The organism is Aliikangiella sp. G2MR2-5 (assembly GCF_015687155.1).
In the GTDB taxonomy this organism is placed as follows: Bacteria; Pseudomonadota; Gammaproteobacteria; order Enterobacterales; family Kangiellaceae; genus Aliikangiella.
Map to the genome: position 1 here is coordinate 137,808 of NZ_JADPQF010000005.1, position 23,418 is coordinate 161,225.

General features: G+C 42.7%; 19 protein-coding genes. 13 read left to right on the forward strand and 6 right to left on the reverse strand.

The features are described 5' to 3' along the window. Window positions 1-84: 84 nt before the first annotated feature. Together IYN84_RS15925 and IYN84_RS15930 are read left to right on the forward strand one after the other, a co-directional pair. On the forward strand, window positions 85-804 hold the full coding sequence (locus IYN84_RS15925) for a GGDEF domain-containing protein (protein WP_196140246.1): 720 nt from the start codon (window positions 85-87) through the stop codon (window positions 802-804). Window positions 805-928: 124 nt separating this feature from the next. Beyond that, the gene (locus IYN84_RS15930) at window positions 929-1,069 is read left to right on the forward strand and encodes a hypothetical protein (protein WP_196140247.1); all 141 of its coding nucleotides are present in this window, start codon (window positions 929-931) and stop codon (window positions 1,067-1,069) included. 22 nt (window positions 1,070-1,091) lie between these two features. Here IYN84_RS15930 and IYN84_RS15935 read toward each other — a convergent pair whose 3' ends face one another. Next, the gene (locus IYN84_RS15935; RefSeq protein WP_196140248.1) at window positions 1,092-2,117 is read right to left on the reverse strand and encodes a TIGR04552 family protein; all 1,026 of its coding nucleotides are present in this window, start codon (window positions 2,115-2,117) and stop codon (window positions 1,092-1,094) included. 189 nt (window positions 2,118-2,306) lie between these two features. Continuing rightward, window positions 2,307-3,329 carry a LacI family DNA-binding transcriptional regulator gene (locus tag IYN84_RS15940; RefSeq protein ID WP_196140249.1) on the reverse strand — a complete coding sequence of 341 codons (1,023 nt, stop codon included), beginning with the start codon at window positions 3,327-3,329 and terminating at the stop codon, window positions 2,307-2,309. A gap of 246 nt (window positions 3,330-3,575) precedes the next feature. Between IYN84_RS15940 and glk the strand changes: the two genes are divergently transcribed. The 9 genes from glk to IYN84_RS15985 all read left to right on the forward strand — a co-directional run bounded on the left by glk (window position 3,576) and on the right by IYN84_RS15985 (window position 14,845). Continuing rightward, on the forward strand, window positions 3,576-4,655 hold the full coding sequence (glk, locus tag IYN84_RS15945) for a glucokinase (RefSeq protein ID WP_210330591.1): 1,080 nt from the start codon (window positions 3,576-3,578) through the stop codon (window positions 4,653-4,655). 80 nt (window positions 4,656-4,735) lie between these two features. Further along, window positions 4,736-5,785, forward strand: a complete 1,050-nt coding sequence (locus IYN84_RS15950; protein ID WP_196140250.1) for a LacI family DNA-binding transcriptional regulator — start codon at window positions 4,736-4,738, stop codon at window positions 5,783-5,785. A 222-nt stretch (window positions 5,786-6,007) separates the two neighbouring features. After that, window positions 6,008-7,888, forward strand: a complete 1,881-nt coding sequence (gene edd, locus IYN84_RS15955) for a phosphogluconate dehydratase (RefSeq protein ID WP_196140251.1) — start codon at window positions 6,008-6,010, stop codon at window positions 7,886-7,888. A gap of 86 nt (window positions 7,889-7,974) precedes the next feature. After that, the gene (gene zwf / locus IYN84_RS15960; RefSeq protein ID WP_196140252.1) at window positions 7,975-9,441 is read left to right on the forward strand and encodes a glucose-6-phosphate dehydrogenase; all 1,467 of its coding nucleotides are present in this window, start codon (window positions 7,975-7,977) and stop codon (window positions 9,439-9,441) included. Window positions 9,442-9,482: 41 nt separating this feature from the next. Continuing rightward, complete coding sequence (pgl, locus tag IYN84_RS15965) at window positions 9,483-10,190, forward strand: 6-phosphogluconolactonase (RefSeq protein WP_196140253.1); 708 nt, start codon at window positions 9,483-9,485, stop codon at window positions 10,188-10,190. Between the two features lie 65 nt (window positions 10,191-10,255). Next, on the forward strand, window positions 10,256-10,879 hold the full coding sequence (locus tag IYN84_RS15970; RefSeq protein WP_196140254.1) for a bifunctional 4-hydroxy-2-oxoglutarate aldolase/2-dehydro-3-deoxy-phosphogluconate aldolase: 624 nt from the start codon (window positions 10,256-10,258) through the stop codon (window positions 10,877-10,879). A gap of 94 nt (window positions 10,880-10,973) precedes the next feature. Further along, the gene (gene gap, locus IYN84_RS15975; protein ID WP_371734974.1) at window positions 10,974-12,029 is read left to right on the forward strand and encodes a type I glyceraldehyde-3-phosphate dehydrogenase; all 1,056 of its coding nucleotides are present in this window, start codon (window positions 10,974-10,976) and stop codon (window positions 12,027-12,029) included. Between the two features lie 49 nt (window positions 12,030-12,078). Next, a complete protein-coding gene (gene pgi, locus IYN84_RS15980) occupies window positions 12,079-13,722 on the forward strand; it encodes a glucose-6-phosphate isomerase (protein WP_196140256.1) in 1,644 nt (547 codons plus the stop codon). 127 nt (window positions 13,723-13,849) lie between these two features. Further along, complete coding sequence (locus tag IYN84_RS15985) at window positions 13,850-14,845, forward strand: DUF1853 family protein (protein ID WP_196140257.1); 996 nt, start codon at window positions 13,850-13,852, stop codon at window positions 14,843-14,845. Between the two features lie 122 nt (window positions 14,846-14,967). On the opposite strand, the gene IYN84_RS15990 is transcribed toward IYN84_RS15985, so the two are convergent. Beyond that, the gene (locus tag IYN84_RS15990) at window positions 14,968-15,681 is read right to left on the reverse strand and encodes a hypothetical protein (RefSeq protein WP_196140258.1); all 714 of its coding nucleotides are present in this window, start codon (window positions 15,679-15,681) and stop codon (window positions 14,968-14,970) included. Further along, on the reverse strand, window positions 15,662-19,273 hold the full coding sequence (locus IYN84_RS15995) for an EAL domain-containing protein (protein WP_196140259.1): 3,612 nt from the start codon (window positions 19,271-19,273) through the stop codon (window positions 15,662-15,664). Before IYN84_RS15995 ends, IYN84_RS15990 begins: the two co-directional genes overlap by 20 nt. A gap of 326 nt (window positions 19,274-19,599) precedes the next feature. On the opposite strand from IYN84_RS15995, the gene IYN84_RS16000 reads away from it, so the two are divergent. Continuing rightward, window positions 19,600-20,487 carry a hypothetical protein gene (locus tag IYN84_RS16000; protein ID WP_196140260.1) on the forward strand — a complete coding sequence of 296 codons (888 nt, stop codon included), beginning with the start codon at window positions 19,600-19,602 and terminating at the stop codon, window positions 20,485-20,487. 17 nt (window positions 20,488-20,504) lie between these two features. On the opposite strand, the gene IYN84_RS16005 is transcribed toward IYN84_RS16000, so the two are convergent. Together IYN84_RS16005 and IYN84_RS16010 are read right to left on the reverse strand one after the other, a co-directional pair. Then, window positions 20,505-20,981: a TerB family tellurite resistance protein gene (locus IYN84_RS16005; RefSeq protein ID WP_196140261.1), complete on the reverse strand. Its 477-nt coding sequence runs from the start codon at window positions 20,979-20,981 to the stop codon at window positions 20,505-20,507. A gap of 30 nt (window positions 20,982-21,011) precedes the next feature. Continuing rightward, window positions 21,012-22,688, reverse strand: coding sequence for a hypothetical protein (locus tag IYN84_RS16010; RefSeq protein ID WP_196140262.1), 1,677 nt, complete (start codon window positions 22,686-22,688; stop codon window positions 21,012-21,014). 289 nt (window positions 22,689-22,977) lie between these two features. Here IYN84_RS16010 and IYN84_RS16015 point away from each other — a divergent pair, with 289 nt between their 5' ends. Continuing rightward, window positions 22,978-23,295, forward strand: a complete 318-nt coding sequence (locus tag IYN84_RS16015) for a hypothetical protein (protein WP_196140263.1) — start codon at window positions 22,978-22,980, stop codon at window positions 23,293-23,295. The last annotated feature ends 123 nt before the right edge of the window (window positions 23,296-23,418 follow it).

The window sequence follows — 23,418 nt, forward strand, 5'->3', positions numbered from 1 at the left end:
CAATACTCAACCATGGGCAGTAATTTTAGCGATGACATCCTATAACTAATTGTTGTACCTGTTTTTTTGAACTAGTATGCAATTATGGATCGAAGAATTTTACGCCCCTTACAAGCTGGTCTGCTGGCATTCGGAGCTCCTTTGGGTTGGTTGTTTATCCGTCTGGCTCAAGGCGTTAACTTACAAACCGAGATCATGGAAAATCTCGGATTGTACCTCTATATGTTAATAGGAACGCTTGTTGTTTTTATAATGTATGGATTTTATGTTGGTCAGAAAGAGCAGATCATCTCTGACCTTGCTGTCCGTGATGGGCTGACCAAGACCTACAATCACCGCTACTTTGTAGAGCGGCTTGAGCAGAGTGTATCTCAGTCGATCCGCAAGTCCTCTCCTTTATCGTTGGTATATTTTGATCTGGACTACTTTAAGAGAGTGAATGATCTCTACGGTCACCCTAAAGGGGATGAAGTTCTTATTGGTGTAGTTTCCTGTGTTTCCAGCTGTATACGCCAATATGACACCTTTGCTCGCCTGGGCGGAGAAGAGTTCGCGATATTAATGCCTGATGTAGACCTTGAAAAAGCAGCTTCAGTTAGTCAAAGAATATGTCAGCAGGTTGAAAAATTGGTATTTTTAAAGCCAGAGGGAGGGCAATTTAAGATATCAATTTCTGTTGGAGTCGTTCAGCGACAAGAAGGAGAGGGGGCTGCCGGTTTGTATGCCAGGGCCGACCAAATGCTTTATCTGGCAAAAGATAGAGGAAGAAACTGTGTAGTAAGTCAAAATGACTCAAATGAATGATTGAGTTTCAGGTAGACCGAACAATATTACTTCTCGATTAAATCAATTTCTTTTGTTGGAGACCGAACAAATCTCGACTTATAGTGACGTTGATGTAATTTTGTAAAATCTAGCGGAGCGTACCATGGAGTCGTCAGATAGAGTTACCCGAAACAAGCAGAAAGCACATCACTGGAGTGAGTATGATTCCGCTTATCCTGAGGGTAAAAGCAAAGCCGTTCGGCATAGAAAGTCGATGCGTAAGAACAAAAATTATGCAATATAATTAAGTTTACCTTTCGCCTCACCTATTTTAGATGAGGCAGTATTCTTTTGCGGACCGCTCGTTTTTGTCGCGTCTTATATTCTTGATGCGAAGCTCGGCCGCTGCGCGATTCTTCGTAACTGTTACAATCAGTGAGCTGTATTTCAAAAGGAAAGAAAAACGAGTATCTTTCCAACTCATTGGTTTTAATTTTTATTCGCTGACGGCAAGTAAATTGAATGGCGTGATAACTCTCTTCTGAGTAAGGGTTGAGTTCATGTCCATTCTTTTCGATTGGATAAGGCATATCATTTATTTGTTTTTCCAGTGAATCGAACGAAGTACTAAGTTCTGAAAAACTTCTAAGTTTTTCAATGTCTATCAGGCTGTTTTTACTGCGAGACGGTTTGATATTGGCAAACATAATGATGTTTTTTTCGCGAAGAGCTTGTAGTACTCTTAAGATATCAAATCGGTTTTTAGTGACAAAGCGTAAGCCTATCCAGTCGAAAATGTCCGCGGCAACATTTTCACGCTTTTGCAGTAATTTCATGGTGACCGAACGACGTGACTTTGAGCGCCTGAACTCAAGTCTTTCCAAAGGAATTTCTGCAAAAAATACTTGCTCGTTATCATCTGAAATATATGGGGAAAATCGCGCAAAAATCTGTTCCCTGATTTCTTCGCCATATCTTTCATTTAAGTAAGAAAAGCTATGAGAAAGAGTGTGCATTACTCTAAGTAACGCACAAATCCAGCCTCTGTATTCTTCATCTTCACTGAACGAAAGTAAGCACATCAAAGCTGGTAAATTGGTCTCATTTGCTAGAGTTTGAGGAAGTTGTTCATCAGGATTTAGCAGTTCTTCAAGGATAAATGTGATCGCTTCCTTGCGAATAGATTCTATTTCTGCTCTATCTTCAGGTAGGTTCCAGTCAAAACCATAGCATTGCAGAAATTCAATGGCTGCGTTTTCTGTTGGAAAGCTGAGCTGGTCCAGGTCAATAATGGAACGGCCTTCCAAAGCATACTGGATGGAAGTGCGGTTGAGGAGTTCCAATGGATTCATCGCGGGTATTTTTGACCTGTATGCTGTGAGAGGTATAACCTGATATTTATCGAAAAAAGCATTTTCAAGCAACAATATTTTTTAAGGATAGTCGTTTGAAACAACTTAGTCTAATCATGAACAAAATTAGACGGGGTTAATATTTGGATAAAATCGATTCAATTTTTAATACTTCGAAGAGGTCGTTAACTAACCCCCACAAGACTCGCGGACAATCAACTTGGCGGGTAGCATGCGGTTATCCACCGGCTCATCCTTGATACTGGAGATCAATGTTTCAACCAGAACCTCTCCTGCGAGTTTAGTATCCTGCTGCACAGTGGTAAGTGTAGGGCGAATAAACTCGGAAAGAGGAATGTTATCGTAACCGACTACCGCAATTTCTTCAGGAATTTTTTTGCCTCTTTCCCGTAGTGCTTTTACAACGCCTATAGCGATCAAGTCACTGGCACAAAAAATTGCATCAAATGGTTGTTTTAAAGCGAGTAATTGAAGTGCGGCTGCATAACCGGATTGCTCGGTGGTAATGGCGTCGATCTGAAGTTTTGGGTTGACTTTGACACCTCCTTTTTCAAGTGCAGCACATGAACCCTTATAACGATCAAAAAATTCAGGAGAGCGCCTGGAGGCTCCACCGATAAATGCTACGTGGGACTTTCCACTTTTAATCAGGTGTTCAGTGACATCAAAGCCTCCCTGAAAGTTATCACAGCCAATGGAAACGCCCGGTTGACCTTTTTTAACAGCACCCCAGCGCACAAAATGCGTTCCTTGCTGCTCCAGTTGGATCAGTTTCTCTTCGTAGTCGGTATAGTCTCCATAGCCAAGAAGAATAATGCCATCAGCTTTATGACAGTCTTCATAATCAGCATGCCAGTCATCTTCCAGCTGTTGAAAAGATACTAGAAGATCGTATCCTTTTTGGGTACAGGCGCGAGTAATACTGCCCAGCATCGACAGGAAGAAAGGGTTAATTTGCGAGTCGTCACTGGTCGGGTCCTGAAAGAGCAGCAGAGCTATGGTGCCGCTCTGCTGTGAGCGCAGGTTACTGGCGTTTTTATCCACCTTGTAATTCAGCTCTTTGGCGATGGCTTTAATTCGCTCACGAGTTTCCTCGTTGACCAGAGGACTATCTCTGAGCGCACGGGAAACTGTTGACTGGGATACGCCAGCTTGATGCGCTATGTCGAAAGAAGTCGCTTTGCCTTTCAATTCAATACCTTAGTCTTTGTCATTCGAATTAGTTTATCGACTATTTAGCCTACAGGCAGATTAGCCTACGGGCAGAAGTTGCCCCAGCCCGTTAGTCTTGGATAGGAATGCATTGGGGAAAACTGCATTCTCTTACATTTTTTCATTATAAAGCCAATTTACCACTAAATCATCCTTTGACAAAGGATTTATGACACCGGTATCATGTCTCGCAATGATTTAACTTAAGGATTGAACAACTTCATCATGAGCTCAAACCAAACCTGTCAATCAAAGAGCAGTTTATCCCCGGCTGTCCAGTCAGTTGATTGCCTTTCATCTTCGCAGATGAAAGTGGCGAGTGATAATAATGGAGAGCGAGCTTTCATTGTTGCTGACATTGGCGGCACCAATGCTCGTTTTGGTCTGGTTACCGGCTTTGATAAATCCAGCGGCGCTTTTACCGTTGGCAATCAGCAAACATTTCCCAGTGCTGACTTCAAAGGCCTGGAAGAGGCTGTGGCCTGCTATCAGGATACACTGGGCGGGGCCAAGGTTGCCGGAGCCTGTCTAGCTGTTGCAGGGCCTGTTGCCGGGGATGATGTCAAGCTGACCAACCTTAACTGGCAGTTTGCTATCTCCAGCGCTCAGAAGCAGCTGGGGCTGGAGCGTCTGGAAATTATCAATGATTTTGCCGCTTATGCCTATGCCATCCAATATATTGAGCCTACCAATATTCGCACCATCAACCCGGGGCGAGGTCTGGAAAATACACCAATTATCGTAGTAGGGCCGGGAACCGGCTTTGGCGTTGCCGCACTGGTTAAAGGCAACCAACGGACTCATGTAGTAGCCTCGGAAGGGGGTCATATGTCGCTTGCTGCCAATACAGCGCTTCAAGCGGCAATAAAAGAGCAGTTGTCACGTAAGTACTCACTAGTCTCTATAGAGCGTGTATTTAGCGGACCCGGTTTGCGCCACCTGTATCATGCCTACGCGGCGGTGGAGGGATCGCAAGCGCAAGATTACCGTACTTCTGAAATTAGTCAGCATGCTTTGCAGGGGACAGATGAAATGTGTGTAAGAACACTTTCGCTGTTTTGTTCCTGGTTGGGCAGTGTTATCGGCGACCTGACTTTGGCGTTGGGTGCCCGCGGTGGGGTTTACCTAGGCGGAGGTATTTTACCGCGCATCGCTGATTTTCTGGTAGAGAGCGAATTTAGTCAGTCATTTAAAGCGAAAGACCAGATGAGTCATTATCTGGAAAACATTCCGGTGAGTCTGGTTACTGAAGGTAGCTCGGCATTACTGGGAGCCGCTGCCTGGTTTAAGGATTCAGAAAGCTAGTGCATGGTTGCAGTCGATGGTCGTTATGGCTAGATTATTATTATCAAATCATTACAGATTACTGAGTGTTGGAAAAGAAGTTGAGCAAAGTCACTATCAATGTTGTTGCTAAACACGCCGGGGTTTCCAAGAAAACCGTTTCCCGGGTGCTTAACGATGAGCCGAATGTAAGCGCGGCAACCAAGGAAAAGGTAAAGGCGGTATTTAAGGAGTTGGGTTATCGACCCAGTCCCGTTGCCAGGGGGCTGGCAACCAATCGCTCTTTTTTAATAGGTCTGGTTTATGACAATCCGAACAAAGCCTATGTGTCTGATATTCAAAACGGCGCGCTTAGCGTTTGCAATGATAAAGGTTATCACCTCTTGATTAATCCAATCGATCATGAAAGTGATGACTTACTATTGTCAATTGAAAAATTATGGACAGAGTCCAGGCTAGACGGCTTGGTTTTAACCCCGCCGTTTTCCGATATGCAGCCATTGATTGCGATGCTCGATCAATTGAACGCTGATTATGTCCGTGTCGGTGCCACCCTGTTTGGAGAGGATATTCACGCTAAGATTGATGAAGAGCCCGTAAGGGCTAGTCACCTTTCTCCCTGTGTTATCAGCAATGATGAACAGGCTGCTTTTGAGATGACCCGGTATCTGATCTCACTGGGTCACGACAAAATCGGGTTTGTTAAAGGGCATCCGGATCACCCGGTTACCGAGCAGCGTTACGAGGGATATTTGAAAGCCCTCAGAGCCGCGGGTCTGATTGAAAATCCAGATTATATTGTACAGGGTATGTTTGATTTTCGGAGCGGTGAAGATTGCGGCAGGCAGTTATTATCTCTGGATGATCGGCCGACGGCTATTTTTGCCAGTAATGACTACATGGCTGCAGGTATATTGAAAGTTGCCAGTCAGAAAGGAATCGCGGTACCTCATGAGCTTGCGGTAACCGGATTTGATAATGCGCCTATTGCGCGACATTTGTGGCCGTCGTTGACGACTGTAAAACAACCAATAGAAGAAATGGCTGCCGCGGCTATAGAACAGTTACTGGCCAGATCCAGCGATAGACTGCAGATGGATAGTGTGCTGGTCGTTCGCGAATCAACGGCACCATTTCAGTCGGCAAGCTAGGTCAGGGGAGAGCGAATTCATTCTGCATACGAATGTAGTTCGCTTTTTTATGGGATACTGTTGACACCGGTGTCAAGTTGACGCTAGTGTGGCTGGAAAGAATAGGTATAACCAAGCAACCGGGTTTGAAAAAATCCGGCTTTGCTGGCAAACATGCTTTGAAAGATATTTTGATTTAAAAAAGACTATTTAAAAGAAAAGACGATTTGAAAGAATAGAGTAATGACTGTAATTGAGCCCATTGAAAAAGTTACCAGGCGCATAATTGAACGTAGTCGCGTTACCCGCGAAGCCTATGTTTGCAGAATGCAGGCTGCGGCACAGCAAAAACCGGCAAGAAATCTGCTTAGCTGTGGCAATCTGGCACATGGCATGGCGACTTGTTCGCAATCCGATAAGGCCCTGATGGCCGGAGAGTCAGTCCCTAATTTGGGGATAGTCACCTCGTACAACGATATGCTGTCGGCCCACCATCCTTATGAACACTATCCTCAATTGATTAAAGCTGTTGCCAGACGCCATGGTATCACTGCACAGGTGGCGGGCGGCGTTCCGGCTATGTGTGATGGTGTAACCCAGGGACAGGCTGGTATGGAGCTTTCGCTTTTTAGTCGCGACTTGATCGCCATGGCAACCGCAGTTTCGCTTTCTCATGCGATGTTTGACGGCGTTATTTGTCTGGGGGTTTGCGACAAAATCGTACCAGGTCTCTTAATCGGAGCACTCAGTTTTGGCCATTTGCCGACCATTTTCTTACCGGCGGGTCCTATGTCTACCGGACAAAGTAATAGTGAAAAAGCCAAGGTCAGACAACTGTATGCCGAAGGCAAGGTTGGGCGAAAAGAACTGTTAGAGTCGGAGAGTGCTTCTTATCATGGTGCCGGTACCTGTACGTTTTACGGAACAGCCAATAGCAATCAAATGCTGATGGAAATAATGGGGCTGCATCTTCCCGGGAGTTCTTTTGTGCCGCCACAGGGAAAACTTAGAGAGCAACTGACCGTTGCTGGCGTGGAGCGCCTGATACAGCTTTGCGATTCGCGAAATAAAGAAAGTTATAAGCAAATTCCTCTATATCAAATAGTAACTGAGAAAAGTCTGGTCAATGGCATTATCGGTTTACTCGCGACAGGCGGTTCGACCAACCATGCAATTCATCTGGTCGCCATTGCTAAAGCTGCCGGTATTCAAATTGACTGGCAGGACATGGCGGAGCTTTCTGCCTGTGTACCTCTTCTGTGTAGAATTTATCCTAACGGCAGCGCCGATGTTAATCAGTTTCATGCCGCCGGTGGAATGGGCTTTTTAATGCAATCCTTATTGCAAGGCGGTTACTTGCACGAGGATGTGACAACAATCATGGGGGAGGGGCTTGAGTCATATACTTTTGAGCCCAAACTCTCTTGCAATAACCGCCGGGAAATATTCCGGGAAAGTGGTGAAACTCAGCTTTCAGAAAGTCAGATCGACTGGCAAAAAGTGCCGCAGAAAAGTCTTGATGAGTCAATCATCAGAAATGCAACGAATCCTTTTTCCGAGCAGGGTGGATTAAAGCTGCTAACCGGAAATATTGGCAGAGCGGTAATCAAGGTTTCAGCCGTTGCCGAAGAACATCAGGTGATCGAAGCGCCGGCAAAAGTATTTGAGTCTCAGGAAGACTTTCAAACGGCTTTCGAACAGGGCTTACTGAACCAACACTTTATTGCGGTGATCCGCTTTCAAGGGCCAAAAACTAATGGCATGCCTGAACTGCACAAGCTTACGCCCTTGTTGGGTGTCTTGCAGGATAAAGGTTTCAAAGTTGCACTGGTAACCGATGGTCGCATGTCTGGCGCTTCAGGCAAAGTGCCGGCGGCAATCCATTTGACGCCCGAAGCCAGTGACTGTGGTGTTATTGCCAAAATACAGGATGGCGACATGCTATTGCTGGATGCTCAGAACGGCTGTCTATCGGTAGCCGTGAGTGAACAAGAATTACTCGCTCGTCACGCTGTGGTAAAAACAAGTGATAATAATCAGTTTGGCATGGGCCGTGAATTATTCAGTGCTTTTAGAGGCGTAGTTAGCGGCGCGGAATCTGGCGCCACCATATTTTCAAATTAATGCGGTTACAGAAAGAAGCTGTAAAAAACTTCAATTGATTATTGTTTTGCCGGTTCGACCCAAAATGCCGGTAAGCAGGAGTAGAAATGACACACCAATTTGACCTAGTGATTTTTGGCGGGACCGGTGATTTATCGCTGCGCAAATTAATTCCCGCCATGTTTCGCGCCAACTATCAGGGAAGCCTCGGTGATGATGCGCGTATTATTGTTTGTACCCGTAAGGCTGATGAAGCGGAAAATATGCAGTCAATTATTAGCGATGCATTGCAGCGTTTTGTCGAACCTGAAGAGCTGACACAAAGCAGAATCGACAACTTTCTTAGTCTGATTTTTCCACAATTGCTTGATCTGGTTAATCTGGAAAATGGATGGGGTGAATTTTCAGCGCAGTTTTCCGGTCGAGAAGACATTTCCAGAATATTTTATTTAGCTGTGGCGCCCTCAATTTATGGACAGGTTTGCGAAAACCTTTCACAGCAAAACCTGGTTACGCCAAATGCCAGGATCGTGGTTGAGAAGCCGATTGGCTACGACTTGATGTCCGCTGAAAAAATTAACGAAACTATGGCGAAATATTTTCAGGAAGAGCAGATTTACCGAATCGATCATTATCTTGGAAAAGAGACGGTGCAAAATCTTTTGGCACTCCGGTTCAGTAATTTTCTGTTCGAAAATATCTGGGACTCAAAATCAATAGATCATATTCAAATAAGTATTTGTGAGCAGGTCGGCCTAGAGGGTAGAGCCGGATTTTATGACGGCGCGGGTGCGATGCGCGATATGGTACAAAATCATTTGTTGCAACTGCTCTGTCTGATCGCGATGGAAAGTCCGAATAAGTTAGAACCGGAAGATGTTCGTGTCGAAAAAATTAAAGTACTAAAGGCGCTTAAACCGATACTGCCAGATCAAATGAATAAATGCGTCGTTAGAGGACAGTATGTCAGTGGTCAGGTCAATGATGAAAAAGTGGCGGGTTATCTGGATGAGCTTGGTGATTTTGAAAGCAAAACCGAAACCTTTGTCGCCATAAAAACGTTTATCGAAAACTGGCGTTGGGCAGGAGTTCCTTTTTATTTGAGAACAGGTAAACGTCTCAAAAGAAGAAGCGCGGAAATAATTGTTGAATTCAAGAGTGTTACTCACGATATCTATGCGCCATTAGGGCAAAAGTTGAAGCCCAACCGACTGGTCATTCAGTTGCAGCCAGAAGAAAAAATCCAAATGATTTTGATGGCAAAGGCCATCGGAAGCGACGAGACAAATCTAAAACCAATTAAGCTAAACCTGGATTTTATCAGTCAAGAAAATGCTCACAAATCGAGCGCTTACCAACGATTATTACTTGATGCAATTGCAGGTAATCCGACGCTATTTATCCATCGTGATGAAGTAAAAGCCGCTTGGCGTTGGGTTGACCCTATTATCGAAAACTGGAAAGAAAGTAATCGTTCGCCTGAATTGTACAACGCCGGCAGTTGGGGACCATCCCGAGCGGATGATCTATTTGAAGATCGCTCGCAGTACTGGATCGATATTTACGCTGAATAGGTAAAACTGAATAGGTAGAAACTTAACAGGGAATATTTTCTATGAAAGAATTTCATTATAAATCAAGAGATGAGCTTTATAAAAAAGTTGCCGAACGTTGTGCGCAGGGATTGACTCGCGGCGTAGAAAAGCGAGGTAGAGCAAGCTTTGTTGTGCCGGGCGGTTCGACACCTGCGCCGGTGTTTGGTCTGTTATCAGAGATGTCTCTTGACTGGCATAATGTTTTTGTCGCGCCTTCCGATGAAAGATGGGTCGATACCTCTCATGCCCAGAGCAACGAAGGCTTGATCAACAGAACTTTGCTCGTTAATAAAGCTTCTAAAGCGCGTTTAATGCCTCTCAAGAACGAAGCTGCGACTCCCGAGCTGGGAGAGATTGATTCCGAAAAATCAATCAGTTTATTGGAAAGACCATTTGATATTACTTTATTGGGAATGGGGCCTGATGGTCATTTTGCTTCACTTTTCCCTGGTAGCGCACAGTTGAGTGATGCATTGAATCCATCACTTGAAAAACCGTGTATTGGTATTGACGCAACCGGTTGTCCTGTTGCCGGTGAATATACAGAAAGAATGAGTCTTACGCTTTCAGCCATTTTAAATAGCCGCCTGATTATTTTGCTGATAACCGGCGATGAAAAACTATCGGTGATGCGGGAAGCGAAAGAAAATTACGCGCCCGAGTTAACGCCGATATCTGCGTTACTCAATCAATCGGACACACGGCTAGAAATCCATTGGGCCGGTTAACATAAAACAAAAAGTTTGAAACAGATAGTCAAATTTTCGCTGAAGATAATTGAGTGGAGAGAAAAATGAATGATATAGCAATGGTGCTAAATAGAGCGAGCGTGATCCCGGTTATCGTAATCGATAACTTGGAAGATGCTGTTCCTCTGGCTTCTGCATTAGTTGAAGGTGGTCTTGATGTACTTGAAGTTACTCTGCGAACTCCAGTCGCCATAGAAGCGGTTAGTTTGATGAAACAAGCTCTGCCGGATGCCATCATTGGAACTGGAACCGTTACCAATATGACAAATTTGCATGCGTCAATGGAAGCGGGTGCCGATTTTATGGTTAGCCCCGGAGTTACTTCTAGCTTGTTGCGAGATGCCAGAGCCGAAGGCGCTAACTTATTGCCTGGCGCGGCAACTCCAAGTGAAGTAATGCAGCTACTTGAAGAAGGCTTTTGTTTTCAGAAATTTTTTCCTGCCGAAGCTGCAGGCGGAATTCCAATGCTAAAAGCCCTTGCCGGACCACTACCCCAGGCAACTTTTTGCCCGACTGGCGGTATTTCTTTATCAAATGCCAGGGACTATCTCGCGCTTGAAAATGTGGCTTGTGTTGGAGGAACCTGGATGTTGGATAAAAATTTAATTGAGAAAAAAGACTGGCAAGCGATTGCTGAGTTGGCGAAAAGCTGTCATTCACTCGTCTAGTCATTCATTCATCTGGTCATTCGTTCGTCGGTTCATTGTCGAGCGTCAGAGCAAAGGCTAATAATTCGTTGATGAATAATATTGTTGGGAGCATATCATGATTAAAGTTGCAATAAACGGTTACGGTAGAATCGGTCGGAATATTTTGCGAGCCCTGTATGAATCCGGGAAAAACGAGCAAATTCAAATCGTCGCCATCAATGATTTGGGGAGCATTGAAACCAATGCTCACTTAACTCAGTACGATTCAGTACATGGAATTTTTAAAGAAACAGTTGAATTACACAACGATCAGTTAATGATCAATGGCGATGCGATTCAAATGCTTTGTGAGAGAAATCCCGAAAATTTGCCCTGGCAAAAACTGGGTGTAGATATTGTTTATGAGTGCACGGGCGTTTTCAGAACGAAAGAAGATGCGATGAAACACATTAATGCCGGCGCGGGCAAAGTGATAATTTCTGCGCCTGGTGTCGATGTTGACGCGACTATCGTTTATGGGGTCAATGAGCATACTCTTTCTGGTGATGAGACTGTTATATCTAACGCCTCTTGTACAACTAATTGTCTCGCACCTGTTGCTAAAATATTAAATGACGCAATAGGCATCGAACAGGGGAGTATGACAACGGTTCATGCTTTTACCAACGATCAAAATCTGCTTGATGTTGCACATAAAGATATTTATCGAGCACGCGCAGCAACTTCTTCGATGATCCCGACCAAGACTGGTGCCGCCAAAGCGGTTGGTCTGGTATTGCCTGAACTACAAGGCAAACTGGACGGTATGGCTGTGCGAGTACCAACAGCGAATGTATCACTAATCGACCTTAATTTTATTGCTTCAAATGACACCGGTGTCGAAGAGATCAATGAACTGATAAGGCAAGCGGCGGAAGGGCCATTAAAAGGAGTTCTTCATTACAACGATAAGCCACTGGTTTCAGTTGATTTTAACCATAATCCGGCATCTTCGTGCTTTGATGCAAACCAAACTAGCGTTAATGGTCGTCTGGTAAAAATCATGGCCTGGTATGACAACGAGTGGGGCTTCTCCAATCGAATGCTAGATACTACTATGGCCCTAGTGCATGCAACGAAAAAGAATATCCAAGAAAAAGAAAGCGAGCGAGTCGAGGCTGTTGCTTAGAAACGCAAAAAATTAAACATAGGGTCTAAAGAATTTTCTGGAGTAGTTTATGACTTTGCATCCGTCAACAGACGACTGGAATAAATTGCAGCAGCATTACGAGGCGATTAAAAATGTTCATATGCGACAAGAGTTTGCTCAAGACCCGAAACGATTTGAGCGTTTTTCGATCCGTTTTAATGACATATTATTCGACTACTCTAAAAACCGCATCAATCAGGAAACCATCGACTTATTAATCGAGCTGGCAAAAAGCTGTGAATTGCCGGAAATGATTGAAAAAATGTTTTCCGGCGAGAAAATCAATCAGACCGAGAACCGAGCTGTCTTACATACCGCGCTCAGAAGTCGCTCGCGAAAACCCGTCTACGTTGATGGGGTTAATATCATTCCGGATATTGAATTTGAATTGTCACGGGTAAAACGTCTGGCGAAAATGGTTCGGAGCCGGGAATGGCTCGGCGCTACTGGCCAGCCAATTACTGATGTCGTTAATATTGGTATTGGCGGTTCGCATCTGGGACCGCTAATGGTAACTGAAGCATTACGCCCCTATGGATTGCATGATTTGAATGTTCACTTTGTCGCCAATATTGACGAAAACCATATCATCGATACTCTGGAAAACCTGAAGCCTGAGACCACACTTTTTATCATTTCTTCAAAAAGCTTTACCACCCAGGATACCATGGTCAATGCGGAGTCGGCCCGGCAGTGGTTTTTAGGTCGCCAGCCCGATGAACGCCATCTGGCCAGGCACTTTGTTGCGGTAACTAGCAATGCCGAAGCGGCTCAGGAATTTGGTATCGAGCGACAAAATATTTTCAAGATGTGGGATTGGGTCGGAGGTCGCTATTCGTTATGGTCGGCGATAGGACTTTCTATTGTTATTTCAATAGGTCCTGAAAATTTCGACCAACTTCTGGCGGGGGCAAATGAAGTAGATCAACATTTCAAGGAGGCACCGTTCGAACATAATATCCCCGTAATTATGGCTCTGATAGGTATTTGGTATAACAACTTTTTTGGCGCTCAAACGACAGCCGTACTGCCCTATGCGCAACACATGCATCGCTTTCCGGCATATTTGCAACAAGCTGACATGGAAAGTAATGGTAAATTTGTCGATAATCAGGGAAAACAAATTCACTATTCAACCGGTCCGATTTTGTTTGGTGAGATTGGGATCCCAAGTCAGCATGCTTTCTATCAGCTACTTCATCAGGGTACAAAAATGGTGCCCGTCGATATTCTCGCGCCAATTTTTAACTTTAATGGAGTATCGAAACATCATAATGCATTGATGGCCAATGTATTTGCACAAACCGAAGCTTTGATGAAAGGAAGGACCGAGCAGGAAGTTAGCGAAGAAATGGCAGGGCAAAATTATTCTGAATCAGAAGTTGAAAATATACGTCCACACAAAGTATTTCCGGGCAACCGACCAAGCAACACCTTTCTATTTGAGACTTTGGACCCAAAAACTCTGGGAGCCTTAATTGCATTATATGAACACAAGATTTTTGTTCAGGGGGTAATCTGGAATATAAACTCTTTTGACCAATGGGGCGTCGAGTTGGGAAAACATCTAGCTGCGACAATATTGAATGAGATCAATAGTGCAAAGGTGATATTGGGGCATGATAGCTCTACAGATGGCTTGATCAACTATTACAAATCCCGCAAAGGTTAGTCGTTTAATCGGCTTTTAGCGTTTTCAGTCAAAGACATTCGAACTGATATGCTTTTGTGCACGTTAGCGACGTTGTGCGTTATAATTGCAGTTAACCCAAAATCGCAATCCTAGCGCTAAGTTTTTTATGCTCAATTCCCCTGTAACCAATTTGGAAGAAAAAATATCGCAGGTTATATCTGATATTGACTGGCTTTTTAATTCTCCGCAATTAATCAAAGAGGAAGAACTTAGTTTTACCCCTGTGACTACTTCAGGCTGGCTTAGTGAAGTGCAGAAAAACCCTGAAAAACTGATACAGTTTTTATCGACTAAGAACCTGAAAATGTTGGGAACTTATTTTGAATCATTGTGGGAGTTTTGTCTGATGCATTCTCCTGATATGACTCTTGTCGCCCAAAATCTCCAGGTCAGAGATGAAAAATTAACCCTTGGAGAATTTGATTTCATCTATCGGGATAGTCATTTTGCCCGAGACGTTCATCTTGAGGTTGCAGTAAAATATTATCTTGCTGTCGGAGATTTTTTAGTGGACTATGGGGGAAAGAGCAATCTGAATTATCAGACGAAAATGAGCGACTGGGTTGGCCCAAATGTGAATGACCGTCTGGATATCAAGTTTGAAAAACTTGTAAAGAAACAAACCCAACTCAGTGAATTACCTGCCGGTAGGCGCAGGTTGCGTGAATTGGGTATTGAGCAGGTTAAAAAAGAAGCCTGTTTGTTGGGGTATCTTTTTTATCCCGAAGATTATTTTTCTGGAAACTTGAAACTAGATGCTCCCAAAGAAGTTAATCCTCTTCATTTTAAAGGATGTTGGCTCCCTGTTGACAGGCTGGTTAAATATTTAGAACAAGCGCAAGAATGGAGTATTTTGGAAAAACCGTTTTGGTTATCTCCCTTAAGAAAAGCAACAGGTACTTTGTGTAACAGCACAATAAAAAGCCGTGATAGCATTTACTCCGAGGTAGAGAGAATAATTTTTTCGCAAAACAGACCAGTGCTTATCGCTCCTCTAGAAAAATTCAATGATAGTAACGGGGAGACGGCATATCAATCAGGCAGACCAACATTTATCGTTCCGAATGATTGGAGGCAAAAGGCGTGTGACGCACTTGGCTAATAAGCCATTACGTATTCTCATAATAGCCAACCATCGAACCGTTTTTAACCGGGAATAGTCTAGCTATTTTGATGGTTTGACAGAGAAGCCTTTTCTTTGTGATTTTCTATTTGGGATAGTTGTTAAAAATGCCACTTGGCAAGAAAACTCCAGGTATTCTGATCTGTGTCGAAACCAGCAGTATCTTCAATAGCAAATTTATTTGACCAGAAATCATATTCAATTCCCAGATACCACTTGGTGTTACCTCCAAACCACTTTTTCATATCCAGCTTAATCTGCGGATTAAAGTGAAGGTTATCAGCCCCTTCGTCGTTGGCAAAGGTCCAGTCGAAAAAACCATCAATTGTTAAGGGAACTTCACCTATTTGTGTATCAAAGGACCATACCCCTGTAAGTTGATATCCATAATCAGGTACATCTGGGTCATTTCTTTGATATAGCGTTAAATTTGCAAAGTTGAAAAATTCTGAGTTTAAATCGACTCCGAATCCAAACAGATTAGAAGAAACATCAGAGGAGCCTCTTTCTAAAGTTGCTGCAAGGTAAAGCTTGTTAACTAATCCTTGTTTTCCATAGTCGCTAAGGTTATATCGAGGAGAGAATTCGCCATACCGACTATCTCCGCCATCCTTATAGTCTTTAGCGTCGATGAACATAAAAAAGCTGAAGTTATCCCATGCCGCAACATACTCAAAAGTCAGAGTTTGTTGTTCTTCGGGTTCGACGGCGAAATTATCACCGTACAGGTAGGTAATACTGCCATCTCTATAATTCACGGCTTCAGCATTTGAAAGCATAAATAGCAAAATAAAACTAACTAGTCGTAAATTCATTTTTATTACTCCTTCTTAGGACTTTATCCAGGTCTGAGCAACTAACTGGCTTAAATAAGAAATATCCCTGACCAAAGTCACATTCAGCTTTCTTTAGAAATTCAAGTTGCTCTGAGGTTTCTATGCCTTCTGCAACGACTTGGATTTTTAGTTTCTTAGCCATAGCGAGAATTGTTTTAATCAAGGTATTACTCGAGTCGTCTATATTAATCTTGTCTACAAATTCCCGATCAATCTTAATAATATTAACTGGAAACCGGATAAGGTAGCTTAAAGAAGAGTAGCCGGTTCCAAAGTCGTCGATTGCAATCTTGACTCCTTGTTTTTGCAGTTTATTGAGTACCCTGGTAGCTTTATCCGTATCTTCGGTCAGAAGACGCTCGGTTATTTCAACGGTCACCTTTATTTGCTTGGTAACGGTTTTCAGAGCGTCAAGCCATCGGTTTAACGCTTTATCTTTTGTGTGAAAAAGGCGAGGAGATACATTGATTGACAGCTCTACAGGCGTTCTGTCATTACAATATCCAGATAATATCTCTGCTGAAGTTGTCAGCATCTCCAGGTCTATTCTATTAATTAATCCTGACTCTTCAGCTAGAGAAATAAACTCAATCGGAGGCACGAAACTTCCGTCGGTCTTGCGCCAACGAGCAAGGACTTCAAGCTTGGCAACTTTTCCCGAGTTTAGACAAACAATTGGTTGAAAGAATGGTTTTAACTGTTTCTCATCCAATGCTTTGTGAAGCTCATTAAGCAGGTTATGTCTGTATTCTGACTTTATCTGCATTTCTTTGGTATAGAACTGCCAGCTATTTCGACCGCTAGATTTGACTTCATACATCGCTTGATCTGCTTTGCTGATCAACGACTGCGCATCGCGGGCATCATCTGGGAAAAGTGAAATTCCGATGCTTGCACTACAGTGAAGTGATTTGCTATTTAGTACTATTGGTTGTTGAATTTTCTCAAGAATATTTTCCACAAGCTTGACAATATTTTTATAGGTTTTAATGTCGGGTAAAATCACTGCAAACTCATCGCCACTGATTCTCGAGACGGTATCTGAATCACGAACACAATTCTTAATCACTTTAGCAATGTGGACCAGGAGTCGATCACCTGTAGCATGTCCATAGTTGTCATTTATAGGCTTAAACCTATCCAGATCGATAAAGAGAACACCAATTTGGGACTGATGTCGAATAGCATCTTCTATCGCTTTATTTAGGCGATCATTGAAAAGTACTCGATTAGGTAAGTCGGTCAACGCGTCATAAGTTGCTTGTCTTTCGATAATTTTTGCACTCATCACTTTATTGGTGACGTCCTGAAAAGTACCTGTTATCAAAGTTTTTTGATTGTCCTCATGTGATGCTCCAATAATTCTGACCCATACTTGAGATTGTTCTTCGAGTATTAGCTTGAACTCGAACTCGAATTTCTTCGGTTCTTTGAGTGAGCTAATGATTGCTCCTTTCAATAATTCGAAATCATTACTATTGAAGAAATTTCTAATTTCATCGAGTGTACCAGGACTAAAATCTGCGCTTGCCTCTAGAATCAACGATGACTGTTCGCTCCACTGGACAAAATTTAAGTTTTTATCCAGCTTCCAACCGCCAATTTTTGCTACGCGTCCAACTTTTTCCAAAAGAGTTTGACCCTCTTGAATTCGAGATTCCATTTCTTTTTTATCGCGATCAATTTTGAATCGGAAAATTGCAAATACGCATAGTAGCAAACCAGTTAATATAGTAATTGCTCTTGTGATTAATAGTTCTGTATGCAGTGAGTTGTTTGTGGAAAGTGTGTTCGGTCGGCCAGCCAGAATCCAACTGCCATCACCAACTTTTATGGTGAGTTGGATCTTTTCTGGATCGTTAAAAATTTCTGCATTGCCATAAAAGACTTTTTTATGTTGTCCTTTACTGTCGACACTTTTGAGAGCGATATTTATATCGCGGCTATTAATATCTATATTAGCCCTACGATAAAGGGCCAGAGCATCAATTGGAGCGGAAATAATACCCCACGGCTTTATCTTGCCTGCTTCCTCATAGTAGATTGGAGCTCGACCAATAAAGCCAATACCGCCTTGTACAAGGTTTACTGGTCCGGCTACCAGCGTCTTATTCTCCTGGATAACTCTCAATGCCATTTCTCGTTGCGCCGGATGGGTTTTGTAATTTAGGCCCAATACCTCTTCGTTACCTCTAATCGGATAAACCAGATTGACTTGCATATCTTTGGCTGCGGCAATATTTATCAGGAGTGGTTCTTGACGATAGAGCGTTTTCGCATAGCGCTCAAATTCATTTTGAGTAATATCCGGATTTGCAGATATATAATTGGCGAAGCTGGTAATCATCGACAAGTTTATTTGCATCGTAGCTTCCAGTTTTGCACTAATAGATCCTAATAGACGTAGCAGCTTTAGCTTGGAATCCTGAGTTTCTTTTTGCCACAGTATTTTTTCAACTTGAAAGTCAACCAGGCATACAGTCAATGTTAAAACAAGACAGGTCAATACGAGGTTTCTTCGATACCACAAAATAAAGGTGATCGGTATTAATGCAAATAAAGATATTACAATTAGCAAATGTGTCTTGTCGACGTCATACGATGTTTGAGTATCAAAATAAAATTTTGAGTATTGGAGCGGCGAATTAACAAGTCCCAGGGAAATTAACTGCTTATTCATTTCTTGCCATCTTGTTGGGTTGGAAGTACCGAGAGGTACTTCTGGATAGCGTAGCATTGAGTCTATTTCTTTAGCAAAAGAATGGTTGTATTCGAAAATATTCTGATAATGAATTGATTGTCTGGTTAGCTCTTTTGTAATTCTTTCTGCTATTGCTTTTCTGTTTTCAAGTGCATATCTCCATCCCTTTTTACTAGCCGCAACAAATTTTGAAACCAATTCAGGGTTGGTGGTAATCAGTCGTTCAGAAGTAAACAATGTATCGCCGTAAAAGTTTACACCGTAGTTGGCTGGGTAAAAAGGTTTTAGAATTACACTGTTTTCTCTAGCCTGGACTTTTGCAGAAATTTCATAGGTTGCTATCGCATCAGCCTTTCCACTGAGCAATACTTCCACTGTTGGGGATATATCTACAAACTCAATTTTTTCAGGATTAAGTCCATTTTTATTGAATACTGCTCTCACCTCTATTTCACTCGGTGAGCCCATGGCGACAGCAATTCTTTGTTTCGCAAGAGATTTAAGGTTGTTAGCAGGATTATCTGTCAGAGTGAAAATACCGACGGGACTTCGCTGAAAAACTGGCATTAGTGCTTTGAGTGAGTGTCCTTTGTCCTGAGCGATTAATATATCAACAGAACCTATTCCAAATTCTGCATGGTTGCTGCGCACCTGCTCAACTGAAGATAGCAATGAACCATCCGCCTTGACAGCAGAGCGAATATCGACATTCAAGCCTGCTTCGCGATAGTAGCCTTGCCATTTGGCGGCATAATACCCTGCAAATTGAAATTCATGCTCCCACTTTAGTTGAAGCGTTACTGATTCTTCAGCTTGTGCGACAAGAGGCTGAAACAACAGTAGACAGAAAAGCACGCTCAATCTGGACATGAAGCTTTATCAGAGTCCTTATTTATTTTTGATTTTTAAGAAATAGTATCAGACATTCCCACAAGTCTTAATATATAAGACTAGTCAATTCTCTTCACAGGCGCAGAGTTATTTTACAGGGAAAAGCCGTAGATGCTGACATCCAGAATTTCATTGGCACAAGAGATTTATATATACTGCGCTGTTTATATTTGTTTGGTTTATATCATCGAATCGGTTGGGTTTTGAATAGTTATTTGGCTAATATAGCATATACTTAAAGTAGTGAAGTTGGGTTTGAGGTAGCTGGTACTTTATTGATATTAAAAGGGTTTCAGGAGCTTTCGATGCTTTCTAAAGGTTGGCCGCTAAAAAAGCAATCATTATCGAAATCTCGAAGTGAACGCAAAGTCGCTTCGAAAGTCGGGTTGTTGCTATTGGAAAAGGAATTGATTTCAGAGCAGCAACTAGCGACGGCTTTGAAGATTCAGCAAGAAACAGGGAAACGGTTAGGGCAGACGCTGGTAGAAATGGGGGCTATCACAAGCTTTCAGCTCAATAAGGCTCTTTGTCGACAAAAATGGTTGCGTTCTGCTTTTGCTGGTATTGTTATCGCGGCGACGCCGATATGCCCTGTATTAGCTGATGAAAAGGTATCTATCAATGAACCGGGGTTCAATCAAAGCCAATTTGATGATACGCAATCAGGCAATATTGACCGGGAGCTAAAGTTTGCTGGAACGCAAAATAGTTCGGGTTACCTTCTGGGGTTTCGTTATCAGCAAACAGCGTCGACATTTTCTAGCTCTGTTAATACTAATGCCCAGCTTGCGAAGGGAGCGGGGAGTTTCATGGAGCCTGTGGATTTGTTGCCTGGAGAGGCATATCGGATAGGGCTCAGCAAGGCATTTTCCAACAAGCTAGGTATTGAGGTTAGTGTGGGCGCTAAGGCACTGATTGCAAGCGGTGAGCAATATGTTGTCTCACCTCAAATTTCATTTTACACCAGCTCTGATTCAGGCTTTAACAGTGAAGGCCTACAACTTAAAAACAGACAAATCCAGAGGTTTGACCGATATAAAAACACAATCCCGGCCGTGTATAGAATTACTCTGAAAGGTTATGCGCTCTATGAAAGCCGAGACAATCGGGTTGAAACATTGGGATTTAACAAGGTCGATTTTTCGGAAATGCCAAGCTATACATTAATGTTTTCATTTGTTAAAAAGTTCTAACAGGTTATAGCATCAAGTCACTGATGTCTTTCTTGCACAGCCAATTTGTCTTGCGCAGCTAATTTGGCTTTGATGAATGAGGAATGTGGAACAAATAATAAGTCTGCAATTTTACGAATGAAATGTTCTTCATGACTATCAATTTTTCCATCCACGGCAGCTATTTGCCACAGATTCTCGATAATGTTGTAGCGCTCCTCCATATCATAATGCTGATTTATCAAACTGGTAAACTGATAGTAATCTGTTGCGCTTTCAAGCTCTTCCAGAGTCATAGATTTTAGCTGGAGTATTTCAGCTTCCTCAAGTTGCAGTCGATCTTTTAGAAGTTTATCAATAAGCTCAGATTCACTTTTGGTGGTATGGTTATCAATAGCTGCAACTTCCAGCAATATAGCTGCGGTAGCTAGATGCAGTTTGTGTTTGAGTGCTTGCGGCGACTCTTCCTCTTTCGCCAAAGCAGTTTCGAAAAAGTTAAGTATCTTATGTAACATAGCGCTAAAACGTTCGTTGATTTAGTTTACTTAGTGTTGGGCTCTGACCTTTCTTTTCAATTCATCCAGGCTATTTTCTGCGAACTGCAAAATTCTAGGGCTTGGCGACTTAGTGAAAGCGAGTGTTTCCAGATAGAACTCCAGACTGCCAATAATGTCTGCAAGCAGATTTAACTCGCTTTCTCCTACGGACTCCGGACTAGTCATAAGGTAGTTCTGAATAAAGAGTGAACACCCATCTAGAATGGACTCTGCCGGGGTAACCTTTAGCTTGATAAAGTTTTGCGAAACATCATCAATTAGTTCCGGTACCTGCTTGATTTTTGAAGCTTTTCTATCGTGTTTAACAAAATCATTAAGCGCCTTTATCAGCTTTTTAAGGCCTTTGTCAGCTTGTTTCCAGAACTGCTTCTCTGTCTTACTCAAGGTTTCTCGTCTGACACCGCCCTTGCCTGAATGCTTCAAGAGTTCAGACTCGTCAGTAGATTTTCGAATAGTTTCCAAAACGATAAACAGAATATTGAGGTCCTTTTCATCTAAACTTTTTCCTTCGTTTAGCGCCTTATTAACCAGATCTATGGCTACCGTCAGGCGGATCGCTTGTTCGTCAACCTGTAATATTTTGAGTAAATTATTCAGGTTGGTCATTTGCCGCTTTGCTAGCTCCATATCTTCAGCAACTAGTCGTTCATCTCCACCATTGCGGAGGGTTCCTTCGATATTATCAACTTCGGTTAGTATCGCCTCTGCAATAGATTTATAATCCTGATCACTTGGGCCGCGTAACGCCTCAAATTCTTCTCTAAGTAGCTTGTCGGTGACTTCGCTTTCTTCAATATTGAAGTGCTCTTTGATATTTTGAATAAGAGGGTTTGAGGAGTCGCTGATTGAAACCAGATAGAGCATATCCTTGGTTAGAAGACGAACTTCCAGTTTATTGTCTTCGAGCAAGTTTTCCTGTTTGTTTTCAACTTTGCGAATTTGCCGATCTAGCCTTGAGAAAAGTTTAATTCTGGGCTTGGTTAGTGTCAGTGTTTCATCAATATAGGCTTGTAATAGGCCGCTGGCAATCCACCAGAGATTAGGACTATTAGGACGCGGGCACTCATTATCCAGTTTATCAATTGCCTTTTGCATCATCTTCAGTCCACCCGACAGGTTCGTCTGACGGATGACTTCAATAAGACCTATTTGGTACATCTGTCGGAAGTGGCGTGATTTGGCTGCACTTTCTTCACTTGTTACCAGGACCAGTGACTGGTTTTCTCTCGGCTTGGTTCCATCAACCGAGAAAAACACCGACTCGCTAAGCAAAGGCACATTGGCGCTAGCTCTGAGCTCGTTAATACTAACAAGCAAAAGCTGTGGCATATCAAAAGGTTTGTGATTCATATGCTCGCTATACCGCATCAAACGTGCCAAGGCTGTAGTTGCGACACCGAGAAGACGAGCGCGAGTTTCATCCTTTCTTTTAGGCAATGTTTTAAGCAGATTCATACAGTCTAAAACGAGCCGTTGGGCTCCCCGCATGTCGAGCAGGGTAAAAACTCCCTTCAGCTTCTGCAAGTGTGCTAGAGATTTCTTTAATAGTTTGATTTCTTTGCTTTTTTTCGAATATTGCTCAAGTGAGTTTATTGCCAGATTAGTTTCAGCTGATACGTCTTCCAAAATGAGGTCGAGAGATTGAAGCGTGTTAACTTGAGACATTGTTTATTCCATTGATTAAATGCTGCGCCCATATAACAGCATAGTCTACACCAAGCGGGCCTGTGCTTTTAATCCAAATTGACAAAAGTGTGAAACTGTATAATTTTTTGTTTTAACTACGACTCTTGCAGCAATCCTCGAATATTACTCTAGCGCTACTCAGGAAGCTTGGCATGGGAGGCCAACAGGAGCAAATCTGAGAGTTTGTGGGCTGGTTAACAGCGAGTTTTTATCAAAAAGAAGATAATAATGGCGGTTAAGTAAGTCAAAATAGTAGTGAATTTTTTTAATGATTCTCGAGCCAGAAAAAGATTGGGGACGATTCGAGTCAAGTGATGACGTTGTTGAGTTTATCGCCACAGAGCTTAAGCTTTCGGAGAACGATGGTATTTGGCAGTACTATAATTTTGACGAGTGCTCCTCGGTTTGGTGTTCAGCGGAGATAGGTGCAACCAATCAACTCAACTTAAAGTTTGACTCAAATAAACCGGATGCGAAAATTCGAAGAATTGGAATTGAGCTGACAAACAATGCCGGCATCCATTTCAAACAGCTTTTCAGACTAAAGCGAGAATTAAAAAGTCGTTTCGGTATCAGAGAGGCATAGAGTACCTCTACTCAGCGGTTATCCTGCATGAATTTCGCCTTACTTCAATTTAGTCCGCTAGCGTTTACTACTGGCTTGTGTGGTAGATATGCCTGTTTACTCTGATTACTGCCTTGCATCTAT